This window comes from Corallococcus sp. M7, assembly GCF_054512695.1.
Map to the genome: position 1 here is coordinate 8,596,887 of NZ_CM137252.1, position 22,120 is coordinate 8,619,006.

A 22,120-nucleotide genomic window follows, 5' to 3' on the forward strand; every position below is an offset into this window, starting at 1 on the left:
GTCGTATAGCGTACGGCGAAGTTCTTGGTCGCTCGTAAGCCCCAACAGCAAGTCACGAAGATTTGCTATTCGATTCATTTCCCATGCCTTGTCGGACTGACCGCTGCCTTCCGCGGCCTGGATTTCCGCCTATCCTGGTGTTTCGCTCGATTCATTATTCATAAGGCAAGGGAGATCGACTCAATCAAAGCACGAACATAGGCAGCCGCAGCAGCGGCTGCGTAGCCCTGCCAAACATCACCCTTCTTTTCATCGCAGTAGTCACAGATCCCTCGTACAACCAAGTAGCCAGCTCGCCCCGAAATCCAGCTCGCGTCCGCTATCCCTGAGGACTCCATTTCAACAGCACGAACTCCGAAATTTTTCTTGATGCTGTCTCTAGCAGTTGGGTCCTTCAATAGCTGATTGGCTGATGCGATCGGCCCATGGAAAACCATCGGCTTCCCCTCCCTTCTCCTTGAGTTGGGCGGATGCTGAATCGGGTTTCCACGAGCATCGACATTGTCGGCTGGTCTCGCTGCACCTTCAAGCAGTTCGGTCCGGCCAACAAAAGCTTCCCATGGCCTATAGCCTTTCAATTCTTCTACTTTCAGCAGACTCACTGCCTCAAGGAGTTCGGCATCCGGGGGTCTTGGCGGGTGGCGATATTCAAAACGTCTGGGACCTTTCTTCTTTATAAAGTCGTACTGCACCACGCCGTTTCGATCAGAGATAACTATGTCACCGAAGTGAACGTGCTCCTCTGGCGCTTCAATATTCGGTATTCCACCAGCTATCCCACACATGACAATATGGCGAACCTCTGGAAAGTGCTCAAGAAGTTGAGCTGCTCTAACAGAAGCATTGTTGTTACCCATGTCAGCCAAGAGACCAAGCGCGACTATATGTGTTCCTCCGCCTGAAGCAGGAATCTCTCCTAGCGAATAAGTCCGCCCCGCCCCTCTTCCATCTGCGGTCCATCGCGAGTGGCTCTCAAACATGCACTCGACTGCTGCGAACTCTTTCGGCAGGGCCGCAATGATTCCGATTTTCACCGATGCACGTTTGCTCCCGAACCCAGTGTCTTTCTTTGTCGGAGCGCTCAGCATCGACTCTCCTGTGTTATATATTTCTGCAGCACGGGCCGGCCTAGCGTCTGCGAGCGACTGGAAAAGAGCAGGTGTAATAAGTCCGTGGCGGGCTAGGAGTTCGGTTGCTTGAGCGGTCAACTCAGCATCGCTGGAAACTAGTCCAGGCAACTCCCTGACGATTGGCTCAGTAGCCGTGGTATCCTTGAGAAATCGTCGAAACTCGTTGCCATTAAATAGTAGGAGTAAAAGTTCTTCGAGTTTCTTGGTCGGGCTTGGCACTTAGAGCAGTCCTCATTTGAGAGCGGGGCGGCTATCGGCAAGCAGTACTCTAGCGTGTTCACACTAGGAGCGTGTCCGCAAACTAGAGCCAGAGGCGGATGGAGGCGATGAGGACCATCGCCAGGTAGTTGGCAGCGCGCTTCTTGTAGCGTGTCGCCACGCGCCGGTTCTGGTTCAAACGATTGAAGAGACACTCCACGCGGCAGCGCTTGCGGTAGCCGCGTGACGGAAGGCGTGAAGCCGAGGTTGGTTGGAGCGAGTGGGGCTGACCACCTGCAGGCGGTGCGCATGGCACCATGCGCGCAGGCTATTGTAGCTGTAGCCTTTATTCCTACGAGGGCGTCTGGTAGTCGGCGCGGTGCCCCCGGCGTATGCACACGCGGGACGCCTCCGCCTGCCATCAAAGCCGGGAAGGCTTGCGTCTCGTGACGCTGGCCGCCGTCAGTGCAAAGACGAGAGGGCGGCCTTTGCCCTCGGCCCGGACGTGAAGCTTGGTCGAGAAGCCTCCCTGGCTGCGCCCAGGCGCTTCGGCTTCCCCCCTTTTGCCGGCGTCCCCCGGGCGCCCGCCGCATGCTGGTGGGCTCGCATCACGCTGGCGTCGACGTAGTGCAGCGTCCAGTCCAGCCGCCTGTCCTCATGCGCTTCAGCCTGCAACTGGCGCAGGATTCGCGCCCAGATGCCCGCCTCCTGCCAGCGGTAGAAGCGGCTGCTGAGCGTCTTCCAGCTTCCGAAGCGATCCCAGGGCAGTTCTCGCCACGGCACGCCCGTGCGCAGCACTCAGCAGATGCCGTCCAGCACGAGGCGATGGTCCTTATTGGGACGTCCCCTGGCCGGCCACTGTGGTGGCAGCAGGCCGGCCAGTCTTTCCCATTGCGCGTCGGTCAATTCTCCCGGCTCATACCTCCTCAACGCCGGGCGCCCTCGACCTATTTGGCGGACATGCTCTAGGAGCAGACCGGCACCACAACCTCCCCAGCCCGTGCGCCATGACGCCAAGCCCGGCGGAGATCCGGACGCTGGAGCCCAAAAATGAAAACGGGCTGGAGATCCGAAGATCTCCAGCCCGCTTCATCGTTTGGTCGGGGAGACAGGATTTGAACCTGCGACCCCTTGGTCCCGAACCAAGTGCTCTACCAGGCTGAGCCACTCCCCGATATCCGGTGCTGCGCCAGGAACTGCCCTCGGGCCCGGCGAAGCGTGGGCGGATCTATCCGAGCCGCTTCCTTCAGTCAACGGACTCTTTCGCCTCCCCCATCCCTCCCCCTCCACAACCCCCGCGCCCCCTCGACTGTTGTCCTACCTACCCTTCAGGACGGGACAATGTTCACCCTCTTCACAAGATCCGGGCCTTCCTGTACTTCCAAGCTGTTGCACGTTGATCCGCCCCTGTTCCCCCACAGAGGACCATGACTGCTCCCACTGTCCTCATCTCGGATGATGAGCCCCTTGTCGTGTCCGCACTCGCCCGGGAGGCCAAGCGCTCCGGCCTCGTCTGCGTGTCCGACACCACCTCCGAACATGTGATGGAGCTGGCCCGCAAACACCGGCCCGCGGTCATCATCCTGGACATCAATCAGCACCAGGACGGGCGGGACCTGCTCGCGCAGCTGAAGAAGGACCCCGTCACCCGCGACTGCAAGGTCATCATGCTCAGCGGCGTGGAGGATCAGTTCACCCGCCACGTGTGCTTCGAGCTGGGCGCCGACGACTACGAAGTGAAGCCGTGCGACCCCACCTTCATGACCCGCATCGCCCGCATGGCCGCCGCCGCCGTGCGCCCTCCCGCTTCGCCCGAAGCCGCCTGACTCACGCCGGCCGGAGCGAACGGATGGCCTGCGCGTAGTCCTTCGCGCCAAACACGTAGCTGCCCGCCACCAGCACCGTCGCTCCCGCGTCCACCACGCGCTTCGCCGTCTGCGCGTTGATGCCGCCGTCCACCTCGATGTCCACGTCCTTCAGCCCCCGCGCGTCCAACATCGCGCGCAGCCGGCGGACCTTGTCCACCGTGGACTCAATGAACGACTGCCCGCCAAACCCCGGGTTCACGCTCATCAAGAGCACCATGTCCACGTCCCCGAGCACCTCTTCAATCGCTGACAGCGGCGTGCCCGGGTTCAACACCACCGAGGGCTTCGCCCCCGCCTGACGGATGGACTGCAGCGTGCGGTGCAGATGGGGGCTCGCCTCCTGGTGCACCGTCAGCACGTCCGCGCCCGCCTTCGCGAACGCCTCCACGTACTTCTCCGGCTCGACAATCATCAGGTGCACGTCCAGCGGCTTCGTCGCCACCCGCTTGATGGCCTCCACGATGACCGGACCCAACGTGAGGTTGGGCACGAACCTGCCATCCATGACATCCACGTGAATCCAATCCGCGCCGGCGGCCTCGATGGCGCGGACCTCCTCACCCAGACGGCTGAAATCACAGGAGAGCAGCGACGGAGAGATGCGGACAGGGCGGGTCATGGCGGCGCTTCATAACCGCTTCCGGAGGCCCCTGGTACCTCCGCCCGGCAGGACAGAGGGCTGGCGGACAGAGGTGGACCCAGCAGGTGGGGGGGCCGGGCGGCCGATACAGCCCGCGTGCTACAACTTGGCGCGCCCGCGGCCATCCGCCGCATCCCACGGAGCCCGCCCCGGTGCTTCCCCAGTCCGTGCCCGCCTCCCCCAACCTGTCCCGCCGGCTCGCGAAGCTGACGTCCATCCTGGATGTCGCCAAGGCGATGAGCGCCGAGCGCGACCTGGACCTGCTGCTGCCCCTCATCCTCTATGAGGCCACCAAGGTCGTGGAGTCGGACCGCTGCTCGCTCTTCATCCTGGACCGCGAGCGCGATGAGCTCTGGAGCAAGGTGGCCCAGGGCTCCAAGAATGAAATCCGCCTCCCCTCGGGCAGCGGCATCGCCGGGCAGGTCGCCCAGACGGGCGCCGTCATCAACATCCCCGACGCCTACGCCGACCCCCGCTTCAACAGCTCCTTCGACGTCTCCAGCGGCTACCGCACCCACACCATCCTCTGCGTCCCCATGCGCGACGCCAACGGGGACGTGACGGGCGTCATCCAGGCCCTCAACAAGCGCGGCGGGCAGGTGTTCGACGCGGAGGACGAGGAGCTGCTGCTCGCCCTGGGCGCCCAGGCCGCCGGCGCGATTGAAAACGCCCTCCTCCACGAAGAAATCAACCGCCTCTTCGAGGGCTTCGTCTCCGCGTCCGTCGTCGCCATCGAAGCGCGCGACCCGACCACCGCCGGCCACTCCGGCCGCGTCGCGGACCTCACCGTGTCCCTGGCCCAGGCGCTGGAGCACCACACCACCGGCCCCTATGCCCAGACGCGCTTCACCGCCGTGGAGCTGCAGGAGCTGCGGTACGCGTCGCTCCTGCACGACTTCGGCAAGGTGGGCGTGCGCGAGAACGTGCTCGTCAAGGCGGAGAAGCTGTATCCGCATGAGCTGGAGGCGCTGCGCGCCCGCTTCCAGCTGGCTCGCAAGGACCTGCAGTTGCAGAGCTCCCGGCGCCGGCTGGCCGCCGTGGAGGTCCGCGGCCTGGCGGAGCTGCCCTCCATCCATCAGGAGGAGGACGCGCGGCTGGGCCAGGAGCTGGCCCAACTGGATGAGGTGATGGGCTTCCTGCTCACCTGCAACAAGCCCACGGTGCTCGCGCAGGGCAACTTCGAGCGGCTGCTGGAGCTGGGCAAGCTCACGTTCACGGATGCGCACGACCATGGGCAGACGCTGCTCCTGCCCCATGAAATCCAATCCCTCTCCATCACCCGCGGCACGCTCTCCCCGGAGGAGCGCCGCGAGATCGAAAGCCACGTCGAGCACACGTACCGCTTCCTGTCCCAGATTCCGTGGACCCGCGCGCTGCGCCGCGTGCCGGAGATTGCCTACGCGCACCACGAGAAGCTGGATGGCACGGGCTACCCTCGCGCCGTGCCGGAGATTCCGGTGCAGTCCCGGATGATGTCCATCTGCGACATCTACGACGCGCTCACCGCGAGCGACCGGCCCTACAAGAAGGCCGTGCCGCACGCGCTCGCGTTGGACATCCTCAAGAAGGAGGCGGGGTCCGGACAGCTCGACAAGGACCTCTTCACCATCTTCGTCGAGGCGGAGATTCCCCGCCGGGCTCTCAAGAAGAGCCCGGCGTAGGGCGCTGCATCAGGCGCTGATGGTGTGCAGCCGGAGGCTGTTGATCTTGCCCGGCTGGCCCACCGGCGCGCCGAACACCACCACGATGCGGTCGCCCTTGCGCGCGAGGCCGCGCGACACCAGCTCCTCCTCCACGCGGCGGAGCATGGTCTCCGTCTCCTGGATGGGCTCCAGCACGCGCGGCACCACGCCCCAGAGCAGCGCCAGGCGGCGGCGCACTTCCTGGTTCGGGCTGAACGCGACAATCGGAACCGTGGGCCGGTAGTGCGCGAGCAGGCGCGCCGTCACGCCGGACAGCGTGAAGGCCGCGATGAGCGTGGCGCCGCTGGCCTTGGCCGCCTCGCACGCCACGCGCGCGATGACGTCCGGGAAGTGCAGCGGCAGGCCCAGCGGGGCTTCAATCACGCGCGGCTGGAGCTGCGCGCGGGCGGAGGACTCGGCCGCCAGGATGATGCGCTCCATCATCTGCACGGAGTCCAGGGGGAACTTGCCGCTCGCCGTCTCACCCGAGAGCATCAGCGCGTCCGCGCCGTCGTAGACGGCGTTGGCCACGTCGCTGGCCTCCGCGCGCGTGGGACGCGGGTTGTCGATCATCGAGTTGAGCATCTGCGTGGCCACGATGACGGGCAGGCCGCGCAGGTTGGAGCGCCGGATGATGTCCTTCTGGACGGCCGGCACTTCTTCCGGGGGAATCTCCACGCCCAGGTCGCCGCGGGCCACCATCACGCCGTCCGTCTTGTCGAGGATGGCGTCCAGGCGCGCGATGGCCTCCGGCTTCTCCAGCTTGGAGATGATGGGCACCGTGCGGCCCACCTCCGCCATGGCCTGGCGCGCGGAGTCCAGGTCGGACGGCTGACGCACGAAGGACAGCGCGATGTAGTCCACGCCGGCCTTGAGGCCGAAGATGAGGTCCTCGCGGTCCTTGGGCGTGAGCGCGTCCGCGCGCACCGCCACGCCGGGCAGGTTGATGCCCTTGTTGTTCTTCAGGATGCCGCCGTGCACCACTTCCGTCTTGATGAGCTGCTTCTTGTCCGTCTCCACGACGCGCAGCTCCAGGAGGCCGTCATCCAGGAGGATGCGGTCGCCCGGGTTCACGTCCGCCGCCAGGTGCGGGTACGTGGTGGACACGATTTCGTCCGTGCCCTTCACCGTCTCGTCGGTGGTGATGTGGAAGGTGGCGCCGTGCTTCAGCTCCGTGCTGCCGGTGACGAAGCGGCCGGTGCGGATCTTCGGACCCTGCAGGTCGCCCAGGATGCCCACCGCCTTGCGCACCTTCAGCGAGGCCGCGCGCAGCATGTCGATGTTCGCCTGATGCTGCTCGTGGCTGCCGTGGGAGAAGTTGAGCCGGGCCACGTCCATGCCGGCCTCCAGCAGCGCTTCCAACATCTCCGGGGTCTGACTGGCGGGGCCGAGGGTGCAGACAATCTTTGCTCGTCGCATATGAGGCCGAACATCCGGCCCCGGCGCGTTTCGGTCAAGGAGTCACGGAGCGCGACCGAGCAGGTAAACCAGTAAATGTCCAGGCTGCTCGGCGTGCGCTCAACCGCGCAGCAGCGCGCCCAGGTTCTCGCGCTCCCAACGCAGCGCGGCGGCGTAGTGCGGGTACGTGCGCTCGCGCTCGCGGAAGGCGCGCGGGTGGTGCACGCGGCGCCCGGTGCGATTGCTGCTGGGGAACAGCTGGTGGAGCATCTCGTGGAAGACGATGAACTCCACGAAGAAGGCCGGCACGTCCGGCTTGTCCAGCGCGGGGTGGATGCGAATCTCGCGCGTCTGGTGGTCGTAGACGCCCAGGCGGATGGACTTGCGGCGGCGGCGCGGGGGCATGCGGCCCCAGCCGATGCGGGCCTGGATGGCGTTGCCGAAGTAGGCCTCGTTGACGCCGTTGTAGAGCGCGCGCAGGTCGAAGCAGCGGCCCAGCGGATTCAATTCCGCGTCGGAGTCCCGGCGCAGCTGGCGGATGAGCGGCTGCTGGCCCCGGATGTATTCGTCCAGGAGGGCGCCCGCGGCGCGGTGTCCCCGGCCCGCGTAGTCCGCCACCGCGCGCACGATGACTTCCGGCGCGTCCAGGAACATGTGGTGCAGCCGCAGCTGGAGCACCTGCGAGCCGCGGCGGAAGGACACCATGGTGGAGCGGTTGTCCGTCACGGCCAGGCGCACCGGCATGCCCAGGTTCGCGCTCAACCGCCACGCGAGCGACTCCGCGCGGGACCAGAGCTCCTCACGCGACGCGGTGAGGACGCGCGGTGCTTCCTCCGCGACGCGGTTGCGCGGCGGCAGGGGCGCGGGTCCTTCCGGCGCGCGCTGCGCGGGAGTGGCGGCGCGTTCCGCGGACGAGCCACGCGGGAACAGGGACATCTGGCGGAAGGCTTCGGGCGTCACGCGGGGGGCATCGTACCCGGCACTTCCCGAACCTCAAGGCCAGGGGCTGGATGCCCGTCCGCCTGTCGACCTGGCCCACACGCCGAGCGTGAGACCCCGGGTTGAATTCGTCCCACAAGCCCTGTCCTTCAGGACAGGGGGCCCGGGTCGCCATGGCGCGACTTGAGCAGCCGCTCCAGGCGCTCCGGCTCCATGCGCACCACGAAGGTCTTCTCCCGGGCATAGGTCACCTGCCCTGGAGCCGCGCCCTTCTGCTTGCGGACGAACTTCACCGGCATGTAGCTCACCTCGCCGCGGGGTTCGCCCTTGGCCCCCGAGTGGTGCAGCGCGAGGTGCGCCGCGTCCAGGAGCACCTCCTGCGCCACCTCCGCGTTCTTCTCCAGCGGCACCACCACGTGGCTGCCCGGCAGGCCTCGCGCGTGCAGCCACAGGTGCCAGGGACGGGCCACCTTGAAGGTGAGCTGGTCGTTGTCCTCCGAGCCGCGCCCCACCCAGATGCGCGCGCCGCCGTGGCCCACGTACTCCTTGAAGGGGAGGCCCCCCTTCGGGCCCTCTTCCCCTTGGGTCACCTGGAGCACTTCCGCCTGCGCGAGCAGCGCGGCGTCATCCATGGCCTCAATCTGCGTGAGCGCCGTCTGCGCGTGGGCGACCTCGCGCGCCAGTTCCGCCTCGCGGTGGCGGGCCTGCTCCACGCCGCGCAGGAGGCGCCGGTACTGGTGGAAGTGCCAGTCCACCTGCTCCTGCGGCGTGCGCGTCGGGTCCAGCTTCACCTCCACCTCCTCCACGCCGGCCTCCGTGTAGACGGGCAGGACGATGAAGGGCTGGGACACGCCGCGCTTGAGCCGGTACAGGTTCTGCGTGAGGACCTCGCCCACCTGGCGGTGCTTCTCCGCCTCCGGGCCCCGGGCCGCGTCCGCGCGCACCTTCTCCAGCGTTCGCGAGGAGCGCTTCAGCCGCGCCCGGTACGGCTGCGCGAGCCGGCGGCGGATGGTGTCCGCACGGCTGGTGCGGTCCTTCTGTCCGAGCACCCGCTCGGCGGCCTGCAGCCTGGGCAGCGTGTCTTCTTCCTTCGGCTCCAGACGCGAGGGCTGCGCGCGGCCCTTCGCGAGCGCCTCCGCGGACACGGGCTCCGGGGGCGACCACTGCGCTCCGGGATAGAGGTTGCGCCGCTGGCCGAAGCCCTCACCGGAGAGCATCAGCACCCGGTGGTTGTCGCTGAGGAGCAGCAGGCCTCCGGGCGCGCCAATCTCCATCACCAGGCGGCGGCGCACCTCTTCGCGCTCGAACTCCAGGACGATGGCGCGGCTCTCCTCCAGGTAGCGCGCGGCCTGGAGCTTGAAGCCGGTGAGCTCCTGGCGCAGCCAGCGCTGGAAGGGGGCGGGCTCTCCTGGCGTGGGGAAGCGATCTTCCGCGACGGACAGGCGCGACAGCTCGCCTTCGGCGCAGAGGCACAGCACCACCGATCTGCCGGGGACGCGCAGCTCCAGGTAGGCCAGGCGGGGCAGCGGGCACCACGCCTTCTGGGCCACCGCGCCCACCAGCCGGGCCGCGGCCTCCGCCACGACCTCCTCGAACTCCACCGGACGCAGCGACATGGGCCCCTCCCGGGCGGACACACGAGGAGACGTAAACCCCTGGCCCGCAAAAGAAAAACGGCCCGGCGGGTTTCGCCGAGCCGTTCACCGGACGTCAACGGACGCCCGAAATGACACCGCTACTTCAGGCTTCCGGGGTGACCGGGGCCGCGGGGGCCGCAGCCTTGCGGCGGGAAGCGGTCTTCTTCTTCGCGGCCTTCTTGGCGGCCGGCTTCTTCGCGGCGGCCTTCTTGGCCGTACCGCGCTTGGCGGCAGGGGCCTTGCGGGCGGTCTTCTTCGTCGCGGTCTTCTTCGTCGCGGCCTTCTTCGCGGTCTTCTTCTTCGCGGCCATCGGAATCCTCCGTTCAGTGTTGAGGCCCGCGAGGACGCGAGCCCTGCACCCACTTCGAACTGAACGTGAGTGCTTGAAATGAATGGTACGGGCGACATGCCAGTGTGTCAACGCATGGTGATGTATTGCAGTGCGCGGCGAGGCCGATTTTTGGCCTCCGGGCGCTTCGAACCGTTCGTGGCGGTCATTTCGGGGGTCTGGCGCGTCGCGTGCGAGGCCGAATTTCCGGCTCCGGACGCACTTCGAGGGTCCGCGCTACAGGTCTGGATGTCCGCTGCCGTGCATCCGGCGCGCGCGCATCGCGTCGCTTCACGTCGTGGAGGCGGCGGCCTACGGTGCCCGCCCGCATGAGCTCCCCCGCGCTGACCTTCCCTGAGTCCTTCACCTTCGGCGTCGCCACGTCCGCGTACCAGGTGGAGGGCGGCATCGAGAACGACTGGGCCCAGTGGGAGCGGCAGGGGAAGTTGAAGGAGCCCCACGTGCGATGCGGCCGCGCGGTGGACCACTGGAACCGCTACGCGGAGGACTTCGCCCTGGCGAAGGCGGTGGGGGCCACGGCGTTCCGGCTGTCGCTGGAGTGGGCGCGCATCGAGCCTACGCGCGGCCGGTTCGATGGCGCGGTGCTGGAGGGCTACCGCGAGCGGCTCTTGAAGCTGCGCGCGATGGGCCTGCGGCCCGTGGTGACGCTCCATCACTTCACCCACCCCACGTGGTTCCACGCGTCCACGCCCTGGCACCTTCCGGAGAGCCTGGAGGCCTTCCGCCAGTACGTCCGCCGGTGCGCGCCCCTGCTGGAGGGGCTGGACGCGCTCGTCATCTCCTTCAACGAACCGATGGTCCTCTTGTTGGGTGGCTACCTCCAGGGCCTGATGCCGCCGGGCATCGCGGACGGGGCGAAGACGATGGCCGCGCTCGGGAACATGGTGCGCGCGCACGTCATCGCGCGGGAGGAGCTGGGCCAGCACCTGGGCCGGGTGGAGCTGGGCATCTCCCAGAACATGCTCGCGTTCGCGCCGGACCGCTGGTGGCATCCCCTGGACCGCTCGCTGGTGCGGCTGGCGGCCCCCGCCTACAACCACGCGTTCCACGAGGCGCTGTCCTCCGGCCACCTGCGCGTGTTCATGCCGGGCGTGGCGTCCACGGACGTGCGCATCGAGGGGGCGCGCGACTCCGTGGAGTTCGTGGGCGTCAACTACTACACGCGCGCGCACCTGCGCTTCATGCCGCGCCCGCCCTTCATCGACTTCAAGTACCGCGACCCGGACGGGCGCGGGCTCACCGACATCGGGTGGGAGCAGCGGCCCGAGGGCTTCCTCCAGCTCCTTCAGGAGGTGAAGCGCTACGGCAAGCCGGTGTGGGTCACGGAGAACGGCATCGACGACCGCAAGGGCACGGTGCGGCCGGAGTACCTGCACGCGCACCTGCGCCAGGTGCTGGCCGCGCGCGAGGCGGGCGTGGACGTGCAGGGCTACCTTTATTGGAGCCTGCTGGACAACTTCGAGTGGCTGGAGGGTTGGGGCCCGCGCTTCGGCCTCTACCACGTCGACTTCGACACGCTGGAGCGCCGCCCCACCCCGGCCTGCGACTACTTCCGCACCGTCGCCACCGGGCGCGTGCTGGTGCCGCCGGGCCCTGGCGCCGCTCAGCCCAGCGCCGCGCGGTAGTCCACTTCCGGCTCCTCTAGAGGAGCGGTGGGGTCCGTGTCCGCGCCCGCGAAGAAGCGGCGCACGCTGTCCTCCACCGCCTCCGGCGAGTCCAGCCCGTTCACCTCCGAGCGGAAGTGCGCCGCGCCCTGGAGGCCATGGGCGTACCAGGCCAGGTGGCGGCGGAAGGAGCGCACCGCGCCCAGCGCGTCCCCGACGAACTCCGCGTGGGCCCGGGCATGCTCCAGCACCAGCTCGCAGCGCTCCTCCGGCGTGGCGGGCGGGCCGCCCGAAAGCTCGCGGAAGAGCCACGGGTTGCCCAGGGCGCCCCGGCCAATCATCACGAAGTCGCAGCCGGTGCTGTCCAGCATGCGGTGGGCGTCCGCCACCGTCTTCACGTCCCCGTTGCCCATGATGGGCAGCTCCGGGAAGTGGCGCTTGAGGTCCGCGATGTGGGCCCAGTTCGCCTGTCCGGAGTAGCCCTGCTCGCGCGTGCGCGGGTGCAGGGCGAGCCCCGCGCACCCGGCCTCCTGGAGCGCCTCCGCCACCTTCAGGTAGTTGAGCGTGCGCGCGTCCCAGCCCGAGCGGATTTTACAGGTGACGGGCAGGCCGGTGGCCTCCCGGATGGCGCGGACGATGTCGGCGGCGCGGGGCACGTCGCACAGGAGGCCGCTGCCGGCGCCGTTGCGCACCACCTTCTTCACCGGGCAGCCCATGTTGATGTCGATGACCTGCGCGCCCGCGGCCTTGCCCACCAGCGCGGCCTGGGCCATGGCCTCCGGCTCGCCTCCGAAAATCTGGAGCGAGTAGGGCTTCTCCACGGCAGGGTCGTAGCGCAGGTACTTGAGGGTGCGCTGGTTCTGGCGCATCAGCCCCTGGGCGCTGACCAGCTCCGTGGGGCAGAGGGCCGCGCCCAGCCGGAAGGCGATGACGCGGAAGGGGCGCTCGCTCACGCCGGCCATGGGCGCGAGGATGTAGGGGTTGGGGAGCGTGTAGGGACCCAGCTTCAGCATGCGGAAAGACACCCTATACCCGCGGGGGGAACAGAAGTGCGCGGACCCTGAGAACGGCCCTGCGCGAGTGGGGGCCAACGATTAAGGTCCCCCTCCATGTTCCGTTTTCGGCTCGGGAGCGTCCCCGTCCACGTCCACACGAGTCACCTGCTCTTCTCCGCGGTGTTCGCCTACCAGTCCCTGCCCCTGCCGGGCCGGCACTCGGGTTCCGGGTGGCTGGGGGACCAGCTGGCCGACGCCTCGTCGCCCGGGCACATGGGCGCGGTGGTGAGCTACGTGCTGGCCTGGATGTTCATCGTCTTCGTGTCCGTGCTCGTCCACGAGCTGGGGCACGCGGTGGCCTTCCGCTTCTTTGGCTACCAGCCGAGCGTGGACCTGGTCTTCATGGGCGGCGTCACCCGGCCCAACACGGACTCCCCCCTGCCCTGGCACAAGGACGTGGTGAGCAGCTTCGCGGGTCCGCTGGCGGGGCTGACGCTGGGCGTCCTGTGCTGGGTGGTGCTGATGCAGGTGCGGGGCCGCTCGGAGGTGGCGGACTTCTTCCTGAGCAACTTCTTCTTCGCCAACATGGTGTGGGCGGTGCTGAACCTCCTGCCGGTGCCTCCATTGGATGGCGGGCACATCAGCACGGCGCTGGCGACGCGGATGTTCGGGCGGCGGGGCTTCATCGTGTCGCACGTGCTGGCCCTGGGCCTGTGCGTGGGCCTGGTGCTGCTCAGCATCAAGACCGGCGCCCTGTTCATGGGCGTCCTCTTCGCCATGTTCGGCTTCCAGTCGTTCCGCGTGCTGTCGGACGTGATGCGCGCGCGCAACGAGGCGAAGGAGGAGGAGGACCCCAGCGCCCAGGACCTGCGCGAGGCGCAGCAGGCGCTGCGCGAGGACCGGCTGGACGACGCGTGGCGGCAGGGCAACCGGGTGCTGGAGACGGAAGGCCTGTCCCCGAACCTCACCAGCCGGACCCATTACCTGCTGGGCTGGGTGGCGCTGAAGCAGGGCCACGGGCGGCCCGCGCTGGACCACTTCTCCCAGGTGCAGGGCCAGCCGGTGGAGATGCACGCGGTGGCGGCGGCGTTCTCGCTGGTGGGGGATGACGCCCGGGCGGTGGGCTACTGGAAGCAGGCGTGGGGCGAGTCGCAGGACCGCACCGTGATGCACGAGTACGCGGGCGCGCTCATCCGGCTGGGCCAGGTGAACGAGGCGCTGCGGCTGCCCGGCGTGGACCCGGCGTCCGCGTTCCGGTGCGCGGAGCGGGCGCTGTTCATCCGGGGCGCCTACTCGGAGGCCGCGGCGGTGAGCGAGGCGGCGCTTCGCCACGTGCCGGACCCGGGCATCGCGTACGACGCGGCCTGCGCCTTCTCACGCGCGGGCAACGTGGCGGACGCGGTGCGGCTGCTCCAGCGGGCCGAGGAGCTGGGCTTCAAGGACGCGGCCTATGCCGCCTCCGACGAGGACCTGGCGCACCTGCACGGGCACCCCGCCTTCGAGGAGTGGCTGGCGAGGCTGCGGCCGGCCGCGTCGTCCTGACGGGGCGACTTTCTCCCGCGTGGCCCCTTTGGGGCCCTAGAATCCGCGCCTGCCCGTGAGCCCTTCGTCCCCTCCCGTGAAACCTGGTGCCGCGCCCGTGCGTACCGGGGAGATGCCGGTATCCCCAGGAGCTCCCGGGGGGGCCTCCGGCGACCCGGACGAGGTGTTGATGGAGCGGTTCTGCCAGGGAGACGCGCAGGCGTTCGACGCGCTCTTCCAGCGCTACGCGCGCCCCGTCCAGGGCTACCTGGCGCGCCTCACCGGCAGCCCCGCCACCGCCGAGGACCTGGCGCAGCTCACCTTCCTGTCCCTGGTGCGCGCGCGAGGCCGCTATCAGCCCGGGGCCCGCGTCCGGCCGTGGCTGTACGCCATCGCCACCAACGCCGCGCGCGACCATGCGCGCCGCCACCGCCGCCCGGAGGACCTCACGCCGGAGGGGGAGTTGCCCCTCACCGCCGTGGCGGACACGCCGGAGCCTCGCGACCTGGGGCTGGAGCGCGCGGTGCAACACGCCCTGGCGCAGCTTCCCGAAGGCCAGCGGCTGCCCATCCTCATGCACCGCTTCGAGGGCATGGGCTTCGCTGAAATCGCCGAGGCCCTGGGCCTCACCGAGAGCGCGGTGAAGGTCCGCGCCCACCGGGGCTACGCGCGGTTGCGCGAGCTGCTCGCGCCCCTCCAGCAGGAGACCTCCCGATGACGCCCGAGTGCGAACGCGTCCTGGACCAGATGGACGGCCCGTTGCCTCCGGACCTGGCGTCACACGCGGCCGGGTGCGCGGACTGCCGGGCCCTGCTGGAGGGCTTCCAGGTGCTGGCGCCCCCCGCCTCCGCTCCGCCCGCCGTCCCCATCAATGAAGCGAAGCTCGAGCAGTCGCGGCGCCAGTCGCTGACGGAGCTGGCGGCGCACCCTTTGCCCACGCCGTGGTGGAAGGAGGTGGCGGTGCTGCTCGCCACCTATCTGGGCGTGGGCGTGCTGGGGTTGCTCTGGGTGGGCCGGCACGGGCTGATGCTCAACTCCGCGTCACCGATGGCGGTGGCGCTGGTGGCGCTGCTCATCGTCGTGGGCGTGGGCGGCGGAGCGATGGTGGCCCTGGCTCCAAGGCAGCGCGCCTGGCCCTTCACGCTCGTGGCCGTGGGCGCGCTCGTCGTGGCGCTGGCGCAGCTGACCGGGCGCTCGGGCGTCCAGGTGCGGCCGTTCCTCGCGGGCACCCTGGGGTGCATGGGCGCGGAGGTGGCGCTGTCGGTGGTGCCGCTGGCCCTGGCGCTCGTCCTCCTGTGCCGCTCCGCCTTCCAGCCCGTGCGGGCGCTGGCGGCGGGGCTGTCCTCCGCGGGTGTGAGCCTGCTGGTCCTTCACGTGCACTGCCCGGACGGCAGCGCGGGCCACCTGATGCTGGGCCACGTGCTGCCGTGGTTCGTGCTGGCGGGCGTGGCGGTGCTCATCCGCTCGCGCCTGCCGTCACGCTCGTTCGCGCCCTGAGCGCGGGCGCCCCTACTGGAGCCGCGACAGTGCTTCCTGGGGGAAGGCCCGCGCGTCCACCTTGGCGTGCCACTCCTTGATGCGGCCGTCCGGCCCGATGACGACGCCTACGCGGCGCGCGTTGGGGGCCGAGGCGTCATCCGCGGCCCCGTAGGCCAGCCCCACCTTGCGATCCACGTCGCACAGGAGCGGGAAGTTGAAGCCGAACTTCTGGGAGAACGCCTGGTTCTCCTCCGGCGTGTCGAAGCTGATGCCCAGGATGGCGGTGCCCTTGGACTCGTACTGGGTCTTGTGGTCGCGGAAGGAGCAGCCCTCCGCGGTGCATCCCGGGGTGTCCGCCTTCGGGTAGAACCAGAGCACCACGTTCTTGCCCCGGTAGTCCGACAGCCGGTGCGTCTTGCCCGTCGAGTCCTGCACGGTGAACTCCGGCGCCACGTCTCCCTGCTTGAGCATGTGCGATGCCTCCTTCATGGGGTGGAAATCCGGGGCGTCGTAGCACGCTCCGGGGGCAGGGGGCCGGGCACCGCTCGGGCGATGTGTGGAGTGGAGTGCAGGCGGACGGCGCCGAGGTGACACCTTCATCAAGAGGCTTGAAACCCACCGGCCTCCTCCATTTAGTAGGTGCACCAAATGAACACCTCCGACGAACCTCCGCCTGCTCAGGTGCAGCGGATGGCCGCGCTCACGCTCTGGGCGCGACAGAACCTCTCACGCCTCGTCTATTTCCTGCTGGGCGCGTCCAACCGCATCCGCCTGCCGACCCCTTCCGTGTTGCCCATCGCGGGCGCGGTGGTCGGGCTCTACAGCGGTCTGGCCGCGGGCATCTTCTCCAACCTCATTGGCGTGATGAGCGGCATCACGTTCAGCGCCGCGGAGCTGACGGCGACGCTGAAGCCGCAGCGGCTGCGCACGTTGATGGAGTCACTCTCCTCCGCGCGCTGGCATCTGGAGTACGCGCTGGTGGGCGTGCCGCTCGCCCTGGGCGCGCTCCTGCTGGCGCGGGTGATCGAGCCCGGCGGTCCGCGCGATGAAGTGAAGCGCCGGCTGCGCCTGCTGGCGCTGCTGACGCTGGGCGCGCTGTCGCTCTACTACCCGCTCGTGGGCCTGGCGGCCGTGAACGCCGTGTTCGGCCACGCGCACAACCTGGCCTCGGCGATACCGCACCTGCCCTGGTGGCTGATGCTGCTCGCGCCCACGGTGGGCGGCCTGGCGGTGGGGCGGCTGTTGCGCGACCGGCCGGAGACGCACGGCCACGGCCTTCCGGAGGTGGTGCGCGCGGTGAAGAGCGGCGCCAACGTGGTGCCGGCGGACCGCGGGTTGCTCAAGCTCATCGCGTCCGCCATCACCATTGGCAGCGGCGGCTCCGCGGGCCGCGAGGGCCCCATCGTCTATGGCGGCGCGGCGTTCGCGTCCAGCGTGGGGCGCGTGCTGGGCTTCAGCCGCAAGGAGCTGTCCATCCTGCTGGCGTGCGGCGCGGGCGCGGGCATCTCCGCGTCCTTCAACGCCCCCATCGCGGGCGCGGTGTTCGCGATGGAGATCATCCTGCGCGAGTTCGAGCTGCGCGTGTTTTCCCCCATCATCCTGGCGAGCGTGGCGGGCACGCTGGTGAGCCGCGGCGTGCTGGACGAAGCGCCCCTGCTCAACCGGGTGAACTACGAGCTGGTCAGCGGCTCGGAGGTCTTCGCCTACGCGGCGCTGGGCATCGGGTGCGGGCTGCTCGCGTTCGCGTTCGTGAAGCTGCTGCACGGCGTGGAGCACTTCTTCCACGGCGCCATGGGCGGAAAGCTGTCCCCGTGGCTGGGCAGGAAGCCGCTGCCGGTGCGCGCGGCGCTGGGCGGCCTGTGCACGGGCGTGCTCGTGTTCCTGAGCCCCACGGTGTGGGGCAGCGGGAACGACTACATCAACCTGGCGGCGGCCGGGCAGCTGCCCTTCTTCTTCCTGGTGACGGCGTGCGTGCTGAAGCTCGTGGCCACGGCGCTCACCATCGGTTCAGGCGGCTCGGGCGGCACGTTCTTCCCGGCGGCGCTCATCGGCGCCATGGCGGGCGGCGCGTTCGGCACGCTGGTGCACTACTTCTTCCCGCACGCCACGGTCCCCAGCGGCGCGTACGCCATCGTGGGCATGGGCGGCGCGGTGGCGGCGCTCACGCGCGGTCCGCTCACCGGCATGATGATGCTGTACGAGCTGAGCGGCAGCCACGAGATCATCCTGCCGCTGATGGTGACGTGCACCATCGCGTCCGCGGTGTGCCACTTCCTCACGGAGCGCACGGCGCCCAAGGTCCAGAGCGACGAGGACCTGCTGGCGGCCACGCACGTGCGCACCCTGATGACGGAGGTGCCGGCGGTGCCCGCGGGCACGCCGCTGCGCGCGCTGACGGACCAGTTGCTCACGTCCGAGGCCGGCACGCTGCCGGTGCTGGACACCGGGGGCAACCTCTACGGCACGGTGCAGGTGGAGCAGTTGCGCGAGGTGTGGCGCGACGAGTCCATGTACCCGCTGCTCGTGGCCAGCGACATGGCGCGCAAGCTGCCCGCGCTGGCGCCGGACTCGGACCTGGCGCATGCGCTCCAGGTGATGGACCAGGAGGACGTGGACGCGTTGCCGGTGGCGCCCGTGCTGGGGCTCTCCCCGGGCGGGCTCATCACCCGGGCCGCCGTCCGGCGCTTCCTCTTCGCGCAGCACGCGCGCGCGCACTCGACGGGCAACTACCCCGTCACCCCCTCGGAGGCGACGCACTGAGCATCGACCGAGCCTCTGGGGGCAGGGCGCGGTCGGGGTGGGTCTGTCAGGAAACCCGGGGAGCGGGCATCCTTGGGCGCCATGTCCGACCCCGCCCTGTCCGCCCTGCGCTCCGAGCTGAACGCCACCTTCCACGACGCCCGGGTGCGTCAGATGGTGGAGCTGGGACGCAAGGCCCGGACGGACCCGGCGGCGCAGGCGCTGCTGGACGCGCTGTCTCGGGGTGACGCCTTCGAGCGGCGGCTGGCCCTGGCCGCCCAGTTCACGCGCCGGGATGGCGCGGCGGTGCTGAAGGCCACGGCGGACGAGTCCTTCCGGGTTCGCGCGCTGGCCTTCGAGCTGGTGTCGCTGGCCTGTGACGATGCCCAGGCGCTGGAGGCGCTGCGCATGGCGCACGGGATGCGCCGCGAGCAGGCCCTCATCCACCAGCTGCGCAAGCGCAAGCGGCACGCCGTCATCGACGCGTTCCTGGACGGGCTGGCGGAGCAGGGCGAGCACGCCACCTTCGCGGACACGGCGCCGCTGGCCTCCGAGGCGAGCCTGCGCAAGCACCTGGCGCGGGCGCTGGAGCGGCCCAGCTACCGGTTCTGGGCGCGGCTGGCGCGGCATGCGCCGTCCGTGCTGGGACAGGTGCTGCTGGAGCAGCTGCGGGCCGTGTCGGGCGAGCCGGACCCCGTCACCCGGCAGAACCTGGCGTGGGGCCTGGGGTGGCTGGCGGAGCGGACGCCCGACGTGGCGGAGACGCTGCTGGCGCTGCTCTTGGAGCGCGGCATTCCGCCGGACGAGCACGCCGTGCGGACGCTGGTGAAGCATCGCCCCTTGCGCATGGTGGCGCTGCTGCGACAACGCTCCCCCGCGTTCCTCCCGCACCTGCTGTTCGCGAAGTCCCTGGCGTCGCTGGATGCTGAGTCCCTGAAGTGGATCGTCCAGCGCGACCCGACGCTGCTGGGCCGCGCGGAGGACGTGCTGAAGGAGCTGCCGGAGCCGCTGCACGCGACGCTCACCGAGGCCTGGGCCGCGTCCGTGGAGCGGGCGCCCGCGTGGGGCACGCCGCTCATCGCTCGCATCGCGGACCCGGCCCTGCGCGAGAGCGTCTACGCGCGCTGGACCGTGGGGGCGCGCACCCGGGATGGCGTCATCGCGCCGGAGTACGTGCGGCACCTGCCGGTGGAGCTGCGCGAGCGGGAGGCGCGCCGGCACCTGGACGAGGTGGTGGCGCTGGGCACGCGCGCGGAGGCGCGGTTCGCCTATGCGCGCTTCCTGCCCTGGGATGAAGCGCTGGGCGCGCTCCGGGGCACGCTGGGGCACCCGGACGCGGCGATGCGCGGCGTGGCGTTGAGCGCGCTCCTGGCGCTGCCCGGCCTGCGCCCGGACGAGCCCGCGTGGGTGGCTCCCGCGCTGGCGATGGTGCTGGCCCGGAAGAACGAACAGGACCCCGTGCGCGGGGTGATGCTCCAGGCGCTGACCGAGTGGCCCCGGCGGATGTGGCGCGCCGAGCACACCGAGGCCCTGGGGCGGATGCTGCGCGACGCGCTGGACGCGGCGGACCTGTCCATGGGGACGGCGCAGTCGGCGGAGCGGCTGCTGGTGCGGGCCTTCGGCGCGGACCCGGCGTGGGGCGCGCAGTGGCTGGGCACCTTCCTCAAGGAGCGCGGCCGCATCCTGGACGGAGGGCTGGGCCACCGGTTGACGGACGACGAGGTGCGCCGGGCCGCGCCGTACCTGCTGGCGCTGGCGAAGGTCTGGGCGGAGCGCGAGCGCGGCGGTCCCCTGCTCCAGCTCGCGGCGAGCCTGGGCAAGCGCGCGGCGCTGGTGCCCGGCCTTTCGGACTGGCTGGTCTCCGTGCGCGACACGGCGCCGGACAACCGGCTGGCGCTGGCGTTGAGCGCGTGGCTGTCGCGGGAGGACCGGCCGCGCTTCGAGTCGACCCTCGCGGCCACCCTGCGCCGCTGGCGGGACCGGGGCTGGGACGAGGAGGTGGTGGCGCTGGCGGCGGCCGAGAAGGACGGGCTTCCGCTGCACCGGGAGCTGGTGGAGGAGCTGGAGCGCGTGGCGCTGCGGCTGGGCAAGCCGTCCGGCAACGCGCTGTGGGTGCTGCGCTCCCGGGCGGTGGAGGACTTCAACCGGATGCTGCCCACGCTGCTCAAGCGGGACGAGAGCGCCATCGCCATCCCCGTGGTGCGCGAGTTCCTGCACCGGCGGCGGCAGGACCTCCTGGGGCCGTACCTGAGCGCGCCGGTCATCACCGGCCAGTTCGCCACGGGCGTGACGCACTGGCTGCTGCCGTTCGACTCCGGGTTCTTCCGGTGGACGGTGGAGCAGAACCGGGCGTATTCGCGCGCGCTCTCGAAGCTGTGCGCGGACATGGAGCGGGACACGCCGTCCGTGCTGGTGGCGGTGACGCGGATGGCGGCGCTGGACTGGGCGCCCATGGACTCGCTCCTGGCGCTGGCGAACGACAATCGGCCCGCGGTGCAGGAGCGGGCCTTGCGGGTGATGGCCCGGTGCGATCAGGGCCAGGGCGTGCCCACGCTGTTGGCGGCGCTGGAGGATTCGCGCGCGCGCATCGCCATCTACGGCCTGCGCCGCGCGTTCAACGGCATGCCCGTCACGCGGGTGCTGACGCTGCTGGCGGAGGTGCCGCTGACCAAGGTCACGGTGGCCAAGGAGGTGGTGCGCCTGCTGGGCGAGCTGCGCTCGGACGCGGGCTATGAGCGGCTGCTGGAGCTGGACGCGAAGCCGCTGCACCGCGACGTGCGCATCGCGCTCCTGCGTGCGCTGTGGGACCACCTGGACCGCGAGCCCACGTGGGCGGTGTTCGAGCGCGCCGTCACCGGCGAGGACGCCATCATGGCGTCGCGCGTGGGGGACATCCCGGCGGACCGGCTGACGGAGGCGCTGGATGCGCGGCTGTCCGCGCTGCTCGCGAAGGTGCTGGCGCGGCCGGAGCCGGATGCGCGCATCGACCTGCTGCGGCGCGCGGCCTGGCTGTCCGTGAAGGACCGGGAGCGCGTGTTCCTCTCCGCCTGTGGCGCGCGGCTGGCCTCGCCGTATGACGACGAGGTGCGCGCGGCGATGGGCGCGCTGGTGTACCGGGCCGACGAGCGCGACGTGGAGCTGTTCGAGCGGATGCTGGAGGCGGTGGCCCGGGATCGGCGCGCGCTGAGCGTGGCGCTGGACACGCTGCTCCAGCCCCGGGACCGGATGCGGCCCGTGCCCCTCAGCGCGGTGCAGGGACTGGTGACGGGGCTGCTCACGAAGGACCCGCGTCTGGCGACGCTGCGCGTGCGCTGCGCGGCGGTGGCCCTGGCGCCGCCGGCCTTCGCGAGCCACCTGGACACGATGGGCCAGGAGGGCTGGCTCCACGCGGACGCGCTGATGGCGGCCCAGGTGGCGGTGTCGAACCTGCCGGTGGACATGATGGAGACGGTGGGCGGCCGTCTGGCGCACAGCCCCAGTCCGGAGGCGCGGCGCCTGGCCCTGCACTGCCTGGTGCGAGACGCGGGAGACGGGCGCGGCTGGACGGAGGAGCGGCTGGAGGCGCTCGCCATGTTCCAGCGCGATGACTCCCCGCTCGTGGCCGGCACCGCGCAGTTCGTGTTCCCGCCCCGGGAGATGGTGGAGGCTCCGGAAGAGGCGGAGTAGCTCCCCCCGGAGCGGTGCTCCAAAACCTGTCCGACTGTCGGACAGGTTTCCGTGGCCTGGCGGCTGGGGGCCTCGGGTCGCGCTGCGCCAGAGCTTGCCCGACTGTCGGACAGGTTTTCTCCGCTTGGCCGGTGCGGGAGCCCCTCGTCGCTGTGTTCCAGAACTTGTTCGACTGTCGGACAGGTTTCCGTGGCCCGGCTGGAGCGGAAGCCCTTCGGGTCGCGGTGATTCAGAACTTGTCCGACTGTCGGACTGGTTTTCGCGGTGCGCCGCCG

16 protein-coding genes, 1 tRNA gene and 1 pseudogene are annotated in these 22,120 nt (G+C 69.8%); 8 read left to right on the forward strand and 10 right to left on the reverse strand.

The window, feature by feature from the left end; translation table 11 throughout:
- Nucleotides 1-158: 158 nt before the first annotated feature.
- The 3 genes and pseudogenes from ACX114_RS34455 to ACX114_RS34465 form a co-directional block, all read right to left on the reverse strand.
- Nucleotides 159-1,349 carry a 5'-methylthioadenosine/S-adenosylhomocysteine nucleosidase gene (locus tag ACX114_RS34455; RefSeq protein WP_459291583.1) on the reverse strand — a complete coding sequence of 397 codons (1,191 nt, stop codon included), beginning with the start codon at nucleotides 1,347-1,349 and terminating at the stop codon, nucleotides 159-161.
- A gap of 82 nt (nucleotides 1,350-1,431) precedes the next feature.
- Nucleotides 1,432-2,258, reverse strand: a pseudogene (locus ACX114_RS34460) (IS5 family transposase).
- Between the two features lie 167 nt (nucleotides 2,259-2,425).
- A tRNA-Pro gene (locus tag ACX114_RS34465) sits at nucleotides 2,426-2,502 on the reverse strand.
- Between the two features lie 253 nt (nucleotides 2,503-2,755).
- Between ACX114_RS34465 and ACX114_RS34470 the strand changes: the two genes are divergently transcribed.
- The gene (locus tag ACX114_RS34470; RefSeq protein ID WP_014399693.1) at nucleotides 2,756-3,154 is read left to right on the forward strand and encodes a response regulator; all 399 of its coding nucleotides are present in this window, start codon (nucleotides 2,756-2,758) and stop codon (nucleotides 3,152-3,154) included.
- Between the two features lies 1 nt (nucleotide 3,155).
- On the opposite strand, the gene rpe is transcribed toward ACX114_RS34470, so the two are convergent.
- Nucleotides 3,156-3,815 carry a ribulose-phosphate 3-epimerase gene (rpe, locus tag ACX114_RS34475; protein WP_459291584.1) on the reverse strand — a complete coding sequence of 220 codons (660 nt, stop codon included), beginning with the start codon at nucleotides 3,813-3,815 and terminating at the stop codon, nucleotides 3,156-3,158.
- A 173-nt stretch (nucleotides 3,816-3,988) separates the two neighbouring features.
- Between rpe and ACX114_RS34480 the strand changes: the two genes are divergently transcribed.
- Nucleotides 3,989-5,497 (forward strand): HD domain-containing phosphohydrolase, encoded by a 1,509-nt coding sequence (locus ACX114_RS34480; RefSeq protein WP_459291585.1) that lies wholly within the window; start codon nucleotides 3,989-3,991, stop codon nucleotides 5,495-5,497.
- A 9-nt stretch (nucleotides 5,498-5,506) separates the two neighbouring features.
- Here the strand turns inward: ACX114_RS34480 and pyk are convergent, their stop codons facing one another.
- From pyk to ACX114_RS34500, 4 genes are all read right to left on the reverse strand, one after another.
- Nucleotides 5,507-6,937 (reverse strand): pyruvate kinase, encoded by a 1,431-nt coding sequence (pyk, locus tag ACX114_RS34485; protein WP_459291586.1) that lies wholly within the window; start codon nucleotides 6,935-6,937, stop codon nucleotides 5,507-5,509.
- Between the two features lie 99 nt (nucleotides 6,938-7,036).
- The gene (locus ACX114_RS34490) at nucleotides 7,037-7,852 is read right to left on the reverse strand and encodes a hypothetical protein (protein ID WP_459300345.1); all 816 of its coding nucleotides are present in this window, start codon (nucleotides 7,850-7,852) and stop codon (nucleotides 7,037-7,039) included.
- Nucleotides 7,853-8,004: 152 nt separating this feature from the next.
- Nucleotides 8,005-9,471, reverse strand: coding sequence for an NFACT RNA binding domain-containing protein (locus ACX114_RS34495; protein WP_459291587.1), 1,467 nt, complete (start codon nucleotides 9,469-9,471; stop codon nucleotides 8,005-8,007).
- 124 nt (nucleotides 9,472-9,595) lie between these two features.
- Complete coding sequence (locus ACX114_RS34500; RefSeq protein ID WP_459291588.1) at nucleotides 9,596-9,802, reverse strand: hypothetical protein; 207 nt, start codon at nucleotides 9,800-9,802, stop codon at nucleotides 9,596-9,598.
- Between the two features lie 347 nt (nucleotides 9,803-10,149).
- Here ACX114_RS34500 and ACX114_RS34505 point away from each other — a divergent pair, with 347 nt between their 5' ends.
- Nucleotides 10,150-11,466 (forward strand): glycoside hydrolase family 1 protein, encoded by a 1,317-nt coding sequence (locus ACX114_RS34505; protein ID WP_459291589.1) that lies wholly within the window; start codon nucleotides 10,150-10,152, stop codon nucleotides 11,464-11,466.
- Here the strand turns inward: ACX114_RS34505 and dusB are convergent.
- Complete coding sequence (dusB, locus tag ACX114_RS34510; protein ID WP_459291590.1) at nucleotides 11,445-12,458, reverse strand: tRNA dihydrouridine synthase DusB; 1,014 nt, start codon at nucleotides 12,456-12,458, stop codon at nucleotides 11,445-11,447. The two genes, ACX114_RS34505 and dusB, sit on opposite strands and share 22 nt — an antisense overlap.
- A 96-nt stretch (nucleotides 12,459-12,554) precedes the next feature.
- Between dusB and ACX114_RS34515 the strand changes: the two genes are divergently transcribed.
- The 3 genes from ACX114_RS34515 (at nucleotide 12,555) to ACX114_RS34525 (ending at nucleotide 15,458) form a co-directional block, all read left to right on the forward strand.
- A complete protein-coding gene (locus ACX114_RS34515) occupies nucleotides 12,555-13,982 on the forward strand; it encodes a site-2 protease family protein (protein WP_459291591.1) in 1,428 nt (475 codons plus the stop codon).
- Nucleotides 13,983-14,151: 169 nt separating this feature from the next.
- A complete protein-coding gene (locus tag ACX114_RS34520) occupies nucleotides 14,152-14,679 on the forward strand; it encodes an RNA polymerase sigma factor (RefSeq protein WP_206800209.1) in 528 nt (175 codons plus the stop codon).
- Nucleotides 14,676-15,458 (forward strand): DUF1109 domain-containing protein, encoded by a 783-nt coding sequence (locus ACX114_RS34525; RefSeq protein WP_459291592.1) that lies wholly within the window; start codon nucleotides 14,676-14,678, stop codon nucleotides 15,456-15,458. The genes ACX114_RS34520 and ACX114_RS34525 overlap by 4 nt, the downstream gene beginning before the upstream one ends.
- 12 nt (nucleotides 15,459-15,470) lie before the next feature.
- Here the strand turns inward: ACX114_RS34525 and ACX114_RS34530 are convergent, their stop codons facing one another.
- On the reverse strand, nucleotides 15,471-15,911 hold the full coding sequence (locus tag ACX114_RS34530) for a peroxiredoxin (protein WP_459291593.1): 441 nt from the start codon (nucleotides 15,909-15,911) through the stop codon (nucleotides 15,471-15,473).
- Between the two features lie 177 nt (nucleotides 15,912-16,088).
- Between ACX114_RS34530 and ACX114_RS34535 the strand changes: the two genes are divergently transcribed.
- Together ACX114_RS34535 and ACX114_RS34540 are read left to right on the forward strand one after the other, a co-directional pair.
- Complete coding sequence (locus ACX114_RS34535) at nucleotides 16,089-18,200, forward strand: chloride channel protein (RefSeq protein ID WP_459291594.1); 2,112 nt, start codon at nucleotides 16,089-16,091, stop codon at nucleotides 18,198-18,200.
- An 81-nt stretch (nucleotides 18,201-18,281) separates the two neighbouring features.
- Nucleotides 18,282-21,845 (forward strand): hypothetical protein, encoded by a 3,564-nt coding sequence (locus ACX114_RS34540; protein ID WP_459291595.1) that lies wholly within the window; start codon nucleotides 18,282-18,284, stop codon nucleotides 21,843-21,845.
- Nucleotides 21,846-22,120 lie beyond the last annotated feature (275 nt).